At 59.7% G+C, this 10,280-nt stretch carries 13 protein-coding genes; 5 read left to right on the top strand and 8 right to left on the bottom strand.

Annotated features, from left to right (window positions below; translation table 11 throughout):
- From GSM73_RS26900 to GSM73_RS05055, 4 genes are all read right to left on the bottom strand, one after another.
- Window positions 1-570 (bottom strand): sigma factor (locus GSM73_RS26900; protein WP_306110008.1); only part of this gene is annotated, 570 nt, incomplete at its 3' end.
- Window positions 570-1,046, bottom strand: a complete 477-nt coding sequence (locus GSM73_RS05065; RefSeq protein WP_047228330.1) for an SRPBCC family protein — start codon at window positions 1,044-1,046, stop codon at window positions 570-572. The genes GSM73_RS26900 and GSM73_RS05065, both read right to left, overlap by 1 nt.
- 27 nt (window positions 1,047-1,073) lie before the next feature.
- On the bottom strand, window positions 1,074-1,418 hold the full coding sequence (locus GSM73_RS05060) for a YciI family protein (RefSeq protein ID WP_092397118.1): 345 nt from the start codon (window positions 1,416-1,418) through the stop codon (window positions 1,074-1,076).
- 67 nt (window positions 1,419-1,485) lie between these two features.
- Window positions 1,486-1,920 (bottom strand): nuclear transport factor 2 family protein, encoded by a 435-nt coding sequence (locus GSM73_RS05055; protein ID WP_160891762.1) that lies wholly within the window; start codon window positions 1,918-1,920, stop codon window positions 1,486-1,488.
- A 142-nt stretch (window positions 1,921-2,062) separates the two neighbouring features.
- Here GSM73_RS05055 and GSM73_RS05050 point away from each other — a divergent pair, with 142 nt between their 5' ends.
- Complete coding sequence (locus GSM73_RS05050; protein WP_160891760.1) at window positions 2,063-2,548, top strand: GNAT family N-acetyltransferase; 486 nt, start codon at window positions 2,063-2,065, stop codon at window positions 2,546-2,548.
- A gap of 133 nt (window positions 2,549-2,681) precedes the next feature.
- Here GSM73_RS05050 and GSM73_RS05045 read toward each other — a convergent pair whose 3' ends face one another.
- Both GSM73_RS05045 and GSM73_RS05040 read right to left on the bottom strand, forming a co-directional pair.
- A complete protein-coding gene (locus tag GSM73_RS05045; RefSeq protein ID WP_047228334.1) occupies window positions 2,682-3,170 on the bottom strand; it encodes a GyrI-like domain-containing protein in 489 nt (162 codons plus the stop codon).
- A 75-nt stretch (window positions 3,171-3,245) separates the two neighbouring features.
- Window positions 3,246-3,911, bottom strand: coding sequence for a LysE family translocator (locus GSM73_RS05040; RefSeq protein ID WP_160892007.1), 666 nt, complete (start codon window positions 3,909-3,911; stop codon window positions 3,246-3,248).
- A gap of 210 nt (window positions 3,912-4,121) precedes the next feature.
- Here GSM73_RS05040 and alaC point away from each other — a divergent pair, with 210 nt between their 5' ends.
- Window positions 4,122-5,339: an alanine transaminase gene (gene alaC / locus GSM73_RS05035; protein WP_076386034.1), complete on the top strand. Its 1,218-nt coding sequence runs from the start codon at window positions 4,122-4,124 to the stop codon at window positions 5,337-5,339.
- A gap of 168 nt (window positions 5,340-5,507) precedes the next feature.
- Here the strand turns inward: alaC and GSM73_RS05030 are convergent, their stop codons facing one another.
- Window positions 5,508-6,860, bottom strand: coding sequence for a GntP family permease (locus GSM73_RS05030; protein ID WP_047228337.1), 1,353 nt, complete (start codon window positions 6,858-6,860; stop codon window positions 5,508-5,510).
- A 92-nt stretch (window positions 6,861-6,952) separates the two neighbouring features.
- Window positions 6,953-7,486 (bottom strand): gluconokinase, encoded by a 534-nt coding sequence (locus tag GSM73_RS05025; RefSeq protein WP_076386036.1) that lies wholly within the window; start codon window positions 7,484-7,486, stop codon window positions 6,953-6,955.
- Window positions 7,487-7,701: 215 nt separating this feature from the next.
- On the opposite strand from GSM73_RS05025, the gene GSM73_RS05020 reads away from it, so the two are divergent.
- The 3 genes from GSM73_RS05020 to GSM73_RS05010 all read left to right on the top strand — a co-directional run bounded on the left by GSM73_RS05020 (window position 7,702) and on the right by GSM73_RS05010 (window position 10,151).
- Window positions 7,702-8,733, top strand: a complete 1,032-nt coding sequence (locus GSM73_RS05020) for a LacI family DNA-binding transcriptional regulator (protein ID WP_047228339.1) — start codon at window positions 7,702-7,704, stop codon at window positions 8,731-8,733.
- Window positions 8,734-8,892: 159 nt separating this feature from the next.
- Window positions 8,893-9,447, top strand: a complete 555-nt coding sequence (locus tag GSM73_RS05015; protein ID WP_076386038.1) for a hypothetical protein — start codon at window positions 8,893-8,895, stop codon at window positions 9,445-9,447.
- 281 nt (window positions 9,448-9,728) lie between these two features.
- Entirely contained in the window at window positions 9,729-10,151 is a 423-nt protein-coding gene (locus tag GSM73_RS05010; protein ID WP_160891758.1) for a GNAT family N-acetyltransferase, read from the top strand.
- Window positions 10,152-10,280 lie beyond the last annotated feature (129 nt).

The following is a 10,280-nucleotide window of genomic DNA, read 5'->3' as shown; positions in this document are numbered from 1 at the left end:
GATCACTCGCAACACACTGTCCAGCCGCTCGGGCAGTTCCGAGCGAGACGGCACCTGATAGGGGATCTTCGCATCGCGAATTTTTGCCTTGGCCCGCACGATGCGCTGGGCGATGGCCGCCGGGGCGGCGAGAAAAGCCCGGGCGATCTCTTCGGTGGTCAGATCGCACACTTCCCGCAACGTCAGCGGCACCTGGGCATCAGCGGCCAGGGCCGGGTGGCAACAGGTGAAGATCAGCCGCAGGCGATCGTCTTCCACGTCCTCATCACTCCAGTCGCTCTGCTCCAGTTCTTCGAGCTGGGCAATCAGCATCGGCCGGCTCGCCGCGAAGCGAGCGCGCCGGCGCAAACTGTCGATGGCCTTGAAGCGCCCGGCCGATACCAGCCAGGCCCGAGGATTGTCCGGCACACCGTCGCGCTGCCAGCGCTCGACCGCGATGAAGAAGGCCTCGTGCAAGGCCTCTTCAGCAAGGTCGAAATCCCCCAGCAGGCGAATCAGCGTCGCCAGGATGCGCCGCGAGTCTTGCCGATAAACCTGCTCGACCCGTGCACTGACTTCTTCGGCCGACATCAGTCGGGCATGCCCTGGGTCACCAGCGCTTCGAGCCGATCCAGGCTCTGGCCCCAGCCGTCATGAAAGCCCATGGCTTCGTGGGCCTGGCGGTCTTCTTCGTTCCAGTGCAGGGCGCGGGCGGTGTAAAGGGTTTTATCGCCCATCTCCTCAAGCAACACTTCGCCGGTCATGAAGGCTTTGCCGGAGGGGATCCAGCCGGGCACAAACGCATCGGTGAAGACCAGCCGCTGCGGGGCAACGATTTCCAGGAACACGCCCATGGTCGGATATTCACTGCCGTCCGGGGCACGCATCAGGGTGCGAAACTGACCACCGACCCACAGCTCCATTTCGCACTCCGGCGTAGTCATGCCGTGGGGTCCCCACCATTGGACAAGCAGCGCCGGCTCGGTCCAGGCGCGGAAAATCTTCTGGCGCGAGGCGTCGATCACTCGGCTGATGGATAACTCGAACGCGGCAGGTTTGAGGTTCATGAATGAAATCCTGTTTGTGATTGTTGTTCAGGGATTCAGTTGGCGTACCGGTCGGACCTCGACGCAGCCGACCCGGGCCGCCGGAATGTTGCCGGCGACCTGGAGGGCTTCGTTCAGGTCTTTGGCGTCGATCAGGTAGAAGCCCGCCAGTTGCTCCTTGGTCTCGGCAAACGGACCGTCCGTGATCGACAACTTGCCGCCGCGCATGCGCACCGTGGTAGCGGTCTGCACCGACTCCAGGGCCTCGGCGGCAATCATACGACCGCTGCCCTGGATCGACTCGGCGTAGGCCATGCATTCAGCGTCCTGCGGGCTGTCGGGTGAGTTGTGCAGCGCATGCTCGTTGCTATAGACCAGGCATAAGTACTTCATGGAAAGCTCCGTGATCGAACTGATCAACTATGGACCGCAGAAAAGCGCTCAGCGAAAAAACCGACGATCAGGGCTGCAGGTCGAACATCACCGTACCGGCCATCGGATCAAACGGCGCGGACCAGTGTTCGTGGACAATCTTCCATTGCCCGGCCACCCGTTGATAGCAGGCGGTCGTGCGCATCCAGCAAGCCTGCTCTTCACCTTTGTCGTTGGTGCCACCGCAATAGGCCAGCCAGTGAGCGAAGGCGATCGTGTCAGCTGCGGTAATCTCGATCTGATGGAAGTCGAACTTGTGTGGTCCAGGGCACATCTCCATGCACGCCTGCCAATGGGCCCGGTAAGCGACTTTGCCCTTGAATTGCAGGGCCTGGATGGCATCGAACGAAACGATGTTGTCGTCATAGAGCGCCATGACTTTTTCAACATTTTTTTCCATGACGGCCTGCCGATAAATCTCGATCAAGGCCTTGATTTCGGTTTCGGTGGTTTGGGTATTCATGGTGATTCTCCGCAGGTTTTTGTTGAAGACACCCTTTGTCGTTTAGAGAAACTGCGAATCGACAACCCAAACAAAAATAATTCAAAGAAAAAAATTCGCTAGAATCCCAGGCCCATTCTGTCGGCAAACAACGGATGCTTTTGTGACCGCTCAGCTCGTACCCTACGAAGACCTCACCGAGCTGCAGCGCACGCAGGTCGAAGCCATCGAAATCCACCCCGAACAGATCAAGTTCGCCGGCGATATCCACGGCGCACTGCACACGCTGTTGTCCAGGCCCGGCCCTGGCGTCAAAGGGTTTGCGTTGCTGGCTGGCGAGGTGCCCGTGGCGTTCCTGTTACTCAAGCGCCCGCCAGTACTGCCCGCCTGGGCCAACGAACACAGCGCCACCCTGCACGCCCTGCAAGTTGATTATCGGGCCCAGGGCAAGGGTTACGGCAGGGCCTGCCTGCAAGCGCTTCCTGCCGCGGCTCGGGCGGCATGGCCGCAAATCAGAGGACTGGAGCTTTCGGTCGACGCCGATAATGTCTCGGCCATCGGCCTGTATACCCGGCTGGGCTGGGTCGACAGTGGCGAAGCGTACAAGGGCCGCATCGGTTATGAGCGGCGGATGGGGCTGGTGTTTTGACCAGGAGATAACCTGTCTGTGGGCGCGAGCCTGTTCGCGATTGTGGTGGGCCAGCTTGCATTGATGTTGGATATGGCACCGCTATCGCGAGCAGGCTCGCTCCCACCGGTTTGCATTGCCGAGAGGATGGCAATCAGCTCGGTTTGAGAGGAATCCAGATTTCCAGAGAGCCTTCGCCGGTCCTGGGGTTGAAGTCTTCGCTGTAGCGTTCGAACTCCGGGGCCTCGGCAGCTGTGTGGCCGGATCGCGGCAGCCACTCTTTCCAGATGTAGTGGAACGTCTGCGGCAGGGCTTTCAACGGACCTTTGTGTTCGAACACTGCGTAGTGCGCAGGCTGTATTTCGATCCAGCGCAACTGTTCGGGCAAATCATCGAGCCGGCTGACTTCCACGCCGGCAATGTATTCAAACCCACCCTTCCCGTCCGGGTTGCAACACACGCCATAGGTGACCTCATCTTTCTGCCCTGGCACTTTACCGAGCCAGGGCAAAAACTTTTCCCAGAGCAGCGGGATATCCTCGGCGGTGTCCGGGGTAAAACAGCCACCAAAACCGGCGATAATCTGAAAGCGTCCGTGTTCGAAGCGTGGTTCGGCTGCGTTATCGGGTTCGTGCTTTTCCATGCGTCAACACTCCAGAAACGTGAGGTCGGGTGTTGCAGTATAGAAGCCTGATGAAGATTGCCAGGCCCGTTTCGCTTATCCGAGTCCAGGCACAACGGCCGGCGCCACTTTCCCGATAAACTCGTTGGAGCCAGAAACAATCACATACACCGCGAAATAGCAGAAGATGGCGGCCGATGCCCAATAGCAATAGCGCAACAGTTTATCCCCCAGCAGCCTGCCGCCCTGGGTTGCTGCCAGGCACAGGCCTGCACACCAGAGAAGTCCGGCACAGAGAAATCCACTCAGGAACAGCGCCGAGCTGAGGATCGTTCCGCCGCCCGAGCGAGCGATCAATGTACCGCCCACCGCCGCGAACCAGAGAATGGCACTGGGCGACGACATCGCCAGGAAAATCCCGCGAAAAAACTCCTGCCCGGATGAATGACTCCGCACCTCGCCAGCCTCGGCCAACGCCGCATGGTGATAGATCGCCGAATGAATCATCTTCGCTGCGAAATACAGCAGCACCACCGAGCCGCCGATCCACAGCACCCAGCGCACCGTTTCGTATTGCAGCAGCACCGTCATGCCGGCCAAGGCCAGGACCGCGTAGATCAGGTCCCCCACACATGTGCCCAGGCCCAGGGCGAAACCTTGGAAATAGCCACGTTGCATGGCCAGGGTAATCATCGCGATATTGGCCACGCCAATGTCCAGGCACAAAGAAAGGCTCAGCAGGAAACCGCTGGAAAATTCCATCATTCAGTCCATTCGTTTTTTGAACAGGGCGAGTCGTGCAGTGCGCAGGTGTTACTGAAAGTCCCCTGAGCGGATCGACAGTGTCGTCGAAAATAGTTGCGCGCCGCTACTGGACAATTGGCCATCAGCCCCTTTATCTTGCGCCGCAGGCCACCGCAGTGGCCAACGTCGCTCGGACGGTTCCGGGCGCTCACGTATCTCGAGGCAATAATGGCCAACCAAGGTTCGCCGCGCCGCTTTGCGCGCATCGATCGACTCCCCCCGTATGTATTCAATATCACTGCCGAGCTGAAGATGGCTGCGCGTCGGCGCGGCGAAGACATCATTGACTTGAGCATGGGTAACCCCGACGGCGCCACACCGCCACATATCGTGGAAAAGCTGGTCACCGTCGCCCAGCGTGAAGACACCCACGGTTACTCCACCTCCAAAGGCATACCGCGCCTGCGCCGCGCCATTTCGCGCTGGTACAAGGACCGCTACGAGGTGGACATCGACCCGGAAACCGAAGCCATCGTCACCATCGGTTCCAAAGAAGGCCTGGCGCATCTGATGCTGGCGACCCTGGACCAGGGCGACACCGTGTTGGTGCCCAATCCCAGTTATCCGATCCACATCTACGGCGCGGTGATCGCCGGCGCCCAGGTGCGTTCGGTGCCACTGGTGCCGGGGGTGGATTTCTTCGACGAGCTGGAGCGCGCCATTCGCGGCTCGATTCCCAAGCCGAAAATGATGATCCTGGGCTTTCCGTCCAACCCTACCGCGCAATGCGTGGAGCTGGATTTCTTCGAACGGGTCATCGCCTTGGCCAAACAGTACGACGTGCTGGTGATCCACGACCTGGCCTACGCCGATATCGTCTACGACGGCTGGAAAGCCCCGTCGATCATGCAGGTGCCTGGTGCAAAAGACATTGCCGTGGAATTCTTCACCCTGTCCAAAAGCTACAACATGGCCGGCTGGCGTATCGGCTTCATGGTGGGCAACCCGGAACTGGTCAACGCCCTGGCGCGGATCAAGAGCTACCACGACTACGGCACCTTCACACCGCTGCAAGTGGCGGCCATCGCTGCGCTCGAAGGCGACCAGCAGTGCGTGCGGGATATCGCCGAACAGTACCGCCAGCGCCGCAATGTGCTGGTCAAGGGCCTGCATGAGCTGGGCTGGATGGTGGAAAACCCCAAGGCGTCGATGTACGTCTGGGCCAAAATCCCCGAGGCTTATGCACACTTGGGTTCGCTGGAGTTTGCCAAGAAACTGTTGGCCGAAGCCAAGGTCTGCGTCTCGCCGGGGGTGGGGTTCGGTGAGTATGGCGATGATCATGTGCGCTTTGCACTGATCGAAAACCAGGACCGGATTCGCCAAGCCGTTCGCGGCATTCGCGGGATGTTCCGGGCGGATGGGTTGGTAAGCAAACCGAACGCCTGATACCAAAATCGATGTGGGAGTTTGCTCCCACTCTGGATCTTCAGATCACCAGAAGCCAATGTGGGAGCGAGCCTGCTCGCGATAGCGGCATGACAGTCGACTTCGTTGCTGACGGTCAGTGCGCTATCGCGAGCAGGCTCGCTCCCACAATGGGTGATGCGTCGTCGCTTAGATCACCAGCGACAGCAACAGGATGAAGATCAGCGCTACCACGGACAGGATGGTTTCCATCGCGGTCCAGGTCTTGAAGGTTTCGGCCACGGTCATGTTGAAGTACTGCTTGACCAGCCAGAAGCCGGCATCGTTAACGTGAGACAGGATCAGCGAACCGGCACCGGTCGCCAGGACCAGCAGCTCACGGTTCACACCCGGAATCATCCCGACCACCGGTACCACGATCCCGGCACCCGTAATGGTTGCCACGGTCGCCGAGCCTGTGGCGATGCGAATCACCGCCGCCACCAGCCAGGCCAACAGGATCGGTGAAATCTGCGCACTCACCGCCATGTGACCGATCACATCACCCACACCGCTGGTGACCAGCATCTGCTTGAAGCCACCGCCTGCACCGATGATCAGAATGATCGCCGCAGTCGGTGCCAGACTCGCGTCCAGCCACTTGAGTATCTGGCTCGAACCGATGCCCTGCTTGTAGCCGAAGGTGTACAGCGACAGCAGTAATGCCAACAGAAGTGCAGAAATCGGATGCCCGATCAGGTCCATGAAGGTGCGGAAGAAATTGCCTTCAGGCAACACCACATCGGCAAAGGTCTTGAGCAGCATCAGGAACACCGGCGAGAGCACGGTGATCAGCGTGATGTTGAAGCTCGGCAGATCGGCAGAATCGGTCTCACGTGCCAGTTGGTCCACCAGCTCCTGATTCGGATGGCCGGGGATATGCTTGGCAATGAATGTACCGAAAATCGGCCCGGCAATAATGGCCGTCGGCAGCGCCACGATCAGGCCATAGAGAATGGTTTTACCGATGTCGGCACCGAATACGCCAATCGCCAGCAGCGGGCCCGGGTGCGGTGGTACCAGGCCGTGGACCGCGGAAAGACCGGCCAGCAGCGGGATACCGATCTTGATGATCGAGACACCGGTGCGACGCGCCACGATGAACACCAGCGGGATCAGCAGCACGAAACCGATTTCGAAGAACAGCGGAATGCCCACCAGGAAGGCGGCGAACATCATGGCCCACTGCACTTTATCCTTGCCGAAGGCGCGGATCAGGGTTTGGGCGATCTGATCGGCCCCGCCCGATTCGGCCATCATTTTACCGAGCATCGTACCCAACGCCAGAATGATGCCGACAAAGCCCAGCACGCCACCGAAGCCGTCCTGGAACGCCTTGATGATGGTGCCGATCGGCATGCCCGAGGTCAGGCCCAGAAAAGCGGCCGCGATGGTCAGTGCAATGAACGGGTGGAGTTTGAACTTGGTGATAAGGACGATAAGTCCGATCACCGTAACCACTGCATCAAGCAGCAGAAACGTCTCGTGGGACATGCCGAACATGGGAGGTGTCTCCTGATTTGTTGTTGTTATTGAAGCGGTTATTTGTAAGCCGTCGGGACAGCGCTATCTTTCTGACGCAAAATTTTTGCAACTCAACTGGCCAGCTTCAAACCGTGATCCACCCACCAGACATAAGCCTGATGAGCCAGTTCATCGACGCTGTGGCTGGATGCATCCAGAGCCAGGGTCAGGGGCTCGCCAACAGGGGATTGAAGGGTGGCAAACTGGCTGTCGATCAGGGTCGACGGCATGAAATGCCCCGGACGATGGGACACGCGGTCGGCGGCCACTTCAGGGGTCAACTCAAGAAATACGAAGCCTAGGCCCGGCAAGGCACTGCGCAGACGCTCGCGATAACTGTGCTTGAGGGCCGAACAGGTCAGCACCGGACGCTCGCCCATCGCATCGACACGGCGCAACTCGTCGCACAGGCTGTCAAGCCAGCCGGCACGGTCGTCGTCGTTCAAGGGGATACCGGCGCTCATCTTCTGGATGTTGGCCGCAGGGTGGAAAGTGTCGCCTTCAATGGCGGTGGCGCCGCTCAACTGGCACAGGGCCTGGCTGACGCAAGTCTTGCCGCAACCGGCAACGCCCATGATGACCAGGGCGGTGATGGGATTATTCATGTAACACCTCAGCGCGCAGACAGCGCTACCTTTGCAAGTTGTGACACCAGAGCAAAAGCAGAAGTTGCCGACGCCTTCTTGTCATTTTTGTGGTTGCAGCATGTTCGTTCACAACGCTAACGGTCAGGGCTCAGGCAAACCCCGCTCACGCATTTGCAGCCGCGTCGAGACAGCGCTACCTTAGTGCCTTGATTTTTGTTTGGCAAGCCGCCCTGATGACCGTCACTAAAAACGATAAGAATACCCGCACCACCGGTCGCCCTACGCTCAACGAAGTCGCACGCCTGGCCGGTGTCAGTCCTATCACCGCCTCCCGTGCCCTGCGCGGCGTCAGCACCGTTGCCGAAAGCCTGGTGGAAAAAGTCCGCCAGGCCGCCCGCGACCTGAACTACGTGGTCAACCCCGCCGCCCGCGCCCTGGCTTCGGCCCAGAGCCATTCGGTGGTGGTGCTGGTGCCGTCGTTGTCCAACCTGTTGTTCATCGACACCCTGGAAGCCATTCATCGTGTGCTCAGGCCCAAGGGCTTCGAAGTGGTGATCGGCAACTATCACTATTCCCGGGACGAAGAAGAAGACCTGCTGCGCAACTACATGGCCTATCAGCCACGCGGTCTGTTGCTGACCGGCTTCGACCGTACCGAGAGCGCCCGGCGCATGATCGAGGCCAGCAACATTCCCTGCGTGTACATGATGGAACTGGACCCCGGTGCGGGCCTTAACTGCGTCGGCTTTTCGCAACTCAAGGCCGGCGAGACGGCGGCCGAGCACTTGATCTCCCGGGGTCGCAAGCGCCTGGCCTATGTCGGCGCACAACTGGACCAGCGCACGTTGCTGCGTGGCGAAGGTTTTCGCCGTGCTTTGCAGAAAGCCGGCCTGTACGACCCGGATCTGGAACTGCTGACCCCACGGCCATCCTCGGTGGGCCTGGGCGGCGAACTGTTCCTGCAGTTACTCGCCAGCCATCCGGACGTCGATGCAATCTTCTTCGGCAACGACGACCTGGCCCACGGCGCGCTGTTCGAAGCCCTGCGCTGTGGCATCAAGATTCCCGAACAGGTTGCGGTCCTGGGCTTCAACGATTTGCCCGCCTCGGCCCACATGGTGCCGCGCCTGAGCAGCATCAGCACGCCACGGGAAGCCATCGGCCAGCGCGCCGCCGAACAGATGCTCACGTTGATGGCCGGCAACCGCATCGCTCAGCCGGTGGTGGACATGGGATTTGAACTCAAGGTTCGCGAAAGCACCTGAGCCCGACGGTCATGTGCGGTCGATCCATGCCGTCCGACGGCAAGGATTGGCCGCCATGATCGCCGGCATACGCTACACAGGCCTTTGGATCCAGGGCTCGCGACGGCGGCATGGGATTTGCTCCTGCACATGGCTCAGCCATAACCGCAGGTATCCATCATGTTGGTCAGTGCACAACAGCAAACGATGATTTTGCTGCCCAAGCGTCCGGGCGAGGATCCCACCGCAGAAGCCGCCAGCGGCCTGCAAAGCGCCGCGCTGCAGGCATTGCGCGATAACGTCCAGGCTCAGGCCAGCCAGGGCAGCACGCAGGTGCAGGCTTCGATCGCGCGACAAGCCACACAGCAGGTCAATGCCGCCACCGCCATCAGCGACAAGGTTGATGAAGCGTTTGCCAAGACCCGGGTTCAGTTGCAGACCGTTGCTTCATCAGCCTCCGATGAGGCCAAGACACAGGGCAGCTCTGCTCTGGACGCATTCAAGGACTACATGAGCAAGACGCCTGAAGAGCGTCTGCGCGACAGCATTCTTGAAGAGATGGGCATCACCCAGGAGGAGTTCGAGGCGATGCCGCCCGAGAAGCAATTGGCGGTCAGTCAGGAGATTGCCCAGCGCATGCAGGACAAGACGGCGATGGCGCAGGTCGAGAAGGACCAGGAAAGTCGCACCTCCGGCAAAGACCCGGCTACGGACATGTTCCTCGCCTCGCTTTGATAGGCTGCGGGGGTCAGCGGGCCGATGGCCGGGATGCATCCCTGGCCCATCGCCCGCTGGCGTCGATTCAATGACCGAACAGATTCACCTTCTTGGCCTTTTTGTCGGCGCGCTTTTCATCGGCGGTCTTCGCCGGTTTTTTCTTTGCCGCTTTTTTTGAATCCATGCCTTTGGCCATGATACGTACTCCACTCATACGGGATGTGAAGTCAGGTATACACCTATCGCCGCCGACATGTTCTTTTATAATCACCCTCCCCTTCACCGCCCCTGACTTTGCCATGTCCCAGATCCACTACACGCGGCTCGATGAACCCTTGTGGCCGCTGATGAACAAGTTTTATCGCGCCCACCAATCTTCAATGAAAGCGGTGCGTGAAGCGCAGTTGTGGGTGGCGCGGCAGGATGAAATCATCGCGGCCCTGTGCTTGCGAGCGGTATCGGGTGGGCATTGGCTGACGGGGTTGTTTGTCGACCCGGCGTATCGCATGCAGGGGATCGCGGCGCGCTTGATCGACGAAGCGGTGAAAGGCGTGGAAGGACCGGTCTGGTTGTTCTGCCATCCTGATTTGCGCGGCTTTTATGAGCGGCAGGGGTTCAGCTTCGACCCCGTGCTGCCTTATGCGATGGCCGAGCGCCTGAGTCGCTATGCGCGCAGCAAGCCGATGATTGCGATGGGGATGGAACCTAAAACACTCTCCTGAAGCACATCACAATCCAATGTGGGAGCGAGCCTGCTCGCGATAGCGGCGTGTCAGTCAACAGCTTCATAGCTGACTCACCGCTATCGCGAGCAGGCTGAACTGGCCTAATGATTTTGGACACTTCAATCG

Source organism: Pseudomonas sp. PICF6, from assembly GCF_009831705.1.
Lineage (GTDB): Bacteria > Pseudomonadota > Gammaproteobacteria > Pseudomonadales > Pseudomonadaceae > Aquipseudomonas > Aquipseudomonas rhizophila.
The sequence above is the reverse complement of the archived record's forward strand: the minus strand, read 5'-3'. Positions and strand labels throughout refer to the sequence as shown.

Bases quoted from the DNA above. Each gene is read 5' to 3' on its own strand.
- GSM73_RS05030 (WP_047228337.1), bottom strand. From the start codon at position 6,860: ATGTTCGGCATGTCCCACGAGACGTTTCTGCTGCTTGATGCAGTGGTT.
- GSM73_RS05020 (WP_047228339.1), top strand. From the start codon at position 7,702: ATGACCGTCACTAAAAACGATAAGAATACCCGCACCACCGGTCGCCCT.
- GSM73_RS05010 (WP_160891758.1), top strand. From the start codon at position 9,729: ATGTCCCAGATCCACTACACGCGGCTCGATGAACCCTTGTGGCCGCTG.
- GSM73_RS05055 (WP_160891762.1), bottom strand. From the start codon at position 1,920: ATGAATACCCAAACCACCGAAACCGAAATCAAGGCCTTGATCGAGATT.
- GSM73_RS05060 (WP_092397118.1), bottom strand. From the start codon at position 1,418: ATGAAGTACTTATGCCTGGTCTATAGCAACGAGCATGCGCTGCACAAC.
- GSM73_RS05065 (WP_047228330.1), bottom strand. From the start codon at position 1,046: ATGAACCTCAAACCTGCCGCGTTCGAGTTATCCATCAGCCGAGTGATC.
- GSM73_RS05045 (WP_047228334.1), bottom strand. From the start codon at position 3,170: ATGGAAAAGCACGAACCCGATAACGCAGCCGAACCACGCTTCGAACAC.
- alaC (WP_076386034.1), top strand. From the start codon at position 4,122: ATGGCCAACCAAGGTTCGCCGCGCCGCTTTGCGCGCATCGATCGACTC.
- GSM73_RS05015 (WP_076386038.1), top strand. From the start codon at position 8,893: ATGTTGGTCAGTGCACAACAGCAAACGATGATTTTGCTGCCCAAGCGT.
- GSM73_RS05040 (WP_160892007.1), bottom strand. From the start codon at position 3,911: ATGGAATTTTCCAGCGGTTTCCTGCTGAGCCTTTCTTTGTGCCTGGAC.
- GSM73_RS05025 (WP_076386036.1), bottom strand. From the start codon at position 7,486: ATGAATAATCCCATCACCGCCCTGGTCATCATGGGCGTTGCCGGTTGC.